Below are 1,866 nucleotides of genomic sequence, written 5' to 3'. Positions count from 1 at the left end.
TAGCTGATAATTCTGGCCAAATAAAGCATCTAAGGCTTCTCGAGTTAGGTGCACATGACGATTGGAGACCTCGACCGGGATGTTAAAGTCTTGATCCAAAGTCAACCCAGCGTCCGCCAAATACTTATAAACCGTTTCGGTTATAATTTCTGTTAATATTTGGTTTTTTTCTCGATTTTTTTCATCCATAGAATTTTCAAAATCCTTTAACCATTAACAATTTTCACACCAGAACTTGTTCCCAGTCGAGTTGCTCCAGCTGCAATCATGGCTTTGGCTTCTTCAAAATTATGAATTCCACCAGCTGCTTTGATTCCCATTTTGGGTCCTACTGTTCTTCTCATGAGAGCTACATCGTGAACTGTTGCACCTCCACCTGCAAAACCAGTAGAGGTTTTAACAAAATTATATCCAATTTTTTTGGCTAATTGACAGGCAATAACTTTTTCATCATCAGTTAAAAGAAAGGTTTCAATAATAGCTTTGGAAATTGTTGTTTGACGACAAGCCCTCTTGATTGACCGGAGGTCATCTTCCACCATTTTTATATTTCCTGATTTCATGGCACCGATATTAATCACCATATCAATTTCATGGGCTCCATCTTCAATGGCCTGCCTCGTTTCATAGGCTTTACTTTTTGGGTCATTCGCCCCTAATGGAAATCCCACAACAGTACACACTTTAACACCAGTTCCGCGGAGTTTTTTTGCACAGTAACTCACCCAAAAAGGTTGAATACAAACCGAACAAAAATGATACTGGATAGCCTCCTGACAAAGTTGATCAATCTGGCTTTGTTTGGCATCTGGCTTTAAAAGAGTATGATCAATAAAAGGAGCCAGATCCATCGGAGAATTGATTATTATTCCACTCTCGCATTCAGAGATGGTTCCCTTGCCTTTAACACCAGTTGTTTCTTTCGTATGAGTTATCTCATTGAACCTTTTAATGACTTCTTGAGTTATTTTCGTGATCAGCTCTTCCTGGTTCATAACGAACTCCTTAAATTGAGTTTTATTAATTTATAAATACTTTTTTTCAACTTCCATCATTTTGTTAATCCGTTTCCAATGCCTTCCACCAGCAAATCTGGTTTCCAACCAAACTTTTACCATTTCATAAATTTGTTCAATAGGATGGAGTGGGCCACCTAACGTAAGTAGATTTGCATCATTGTGCTCACGGCTATTAACGATAGTTTTTAAGTCGTAACATAGTGCCGCTCGAATCCCCCTTACCTTGTTACAAACCATGGATGAACCAATTCCAGCTCCATCAATCATAATCCCTCTTTCACAATCACCACTTTTCACTTTTAAAGCTACTTTGAGAGCAAAATCAGGATAGTCAACACTTTCAGTATTGTAAGTCCCAACATCGGTCACTCGATAACCCAACTCTTTTAAAAAAACTTTCAGTTTTTCTTTGGCTTCAAATCCTCCATGATCGGACCCAACTGCAACTCGTAAAACTTTTTCCTTGGTATTTAGAGGGAGAGCATCTGGTTGATTGGTAACGGTTGAAGAATATAAACCATTAACTATGTTGTTCAAGATACGAATAGAGTTTTCCGAATCTTTTTTCATTATTTCTCTCCTCTTTGGGTGGTTTGTATTTCATCAACTATACCCACGATAATTGAACGAATTGGAGCAGTGGTATTTTCAAGAACTGTCCGCGCTGAATTCCCCTCATCCATTACCAATACTATATCTCCCACTCCAGCTTGAACCGTATCAAGCACTAAAAAACTTTTCCCTTTTGGTTTCTCCTTAATATCAATCGGTTTAACTAACAATAATTTAAAACCTTTAAAGATATCTAATTTCATTGTTGAAACGACTTGTCCAATTACTTTCGCTA

4 protein-coding genes are annotated in these 1,866 nt (G+C 37.8%); all 4 read right to left on the bottom strand.

All coding sequences use genetic code 11. The features are described 5' to 3' along the window. On the bottom strand, window positions 1-189 hold a 189-nt coding region (locus PLK24_RS11185), incomplete at its 3' end, for a PduL/EutD family phosphate acyltransferase (RefSeq protein ID WP_324479166.1). A 17-nt stretch (window positions 190-206) separates the two neighbouring features. Continuing rightward, a complete protein-coding gene (deoC, locus tag PLK24_RS11180; protein WP_349770686.1) occupies window positions 207-851 on the bottom strand; it encodes a deoxyribose-phosphate aldolase in 645 nt (214 codons plus the stop codon). A 174-nt stretch (window positions 852-1,025) separates the two neighbouring features. Further along, window positions 1,026-1,589: a ribose 5-phosphate isomerase B gene (gene rpiB, locus PLK24_RS11175; protein WP_324479162.1), complete on the bottom strand. Its 564-nt coding sequence runs from the start codon at window positions 1,587-1,589 to the stop codon at window positions 1,026-1,028. Beyond that, on the bottom strand, window positions 1,589-1,866 hold a 278-nt coding region (locus tag PLK24_RS11170), incomplete at its 5' end, for a EutN/CcmL family microcompartment protein (protein ID WP_324479160.1). The genes PLK24_RS11170 and rpiB, both read right to left, overlap by 1 nt.

This window comes from Atribacter sp. (assembly GCF_035418125.1).
Taxonomy (GTDB): Bacteria; Atribacterota; Atribacteria; order Atribacterales; family Atribacteraceae; genus Atribacter; species Atribacter allofermentans.
The sequence above is the reverse complement of the archived record's forward strand: the minus strand, read 5'-3'. Positions and strand labels throughout refer to the sequence as shown.

Bases quoted from the DNA above. Each gene is read 5' to 3' on its own strand.
- rpiB (WP_324479162.1), bottom strand. From the start codon at position 1,589: ATGAAAAAAGATTCGGAAAACTCTATTCGTATCTTGAACAACATAGTT.
- deoC (WP_349770686.1), bottom strand. From the start codon at position 851: ATGGATCTGGCTCCTTTTATTGATCATACTCTTTTAAAGCCAGATGCC.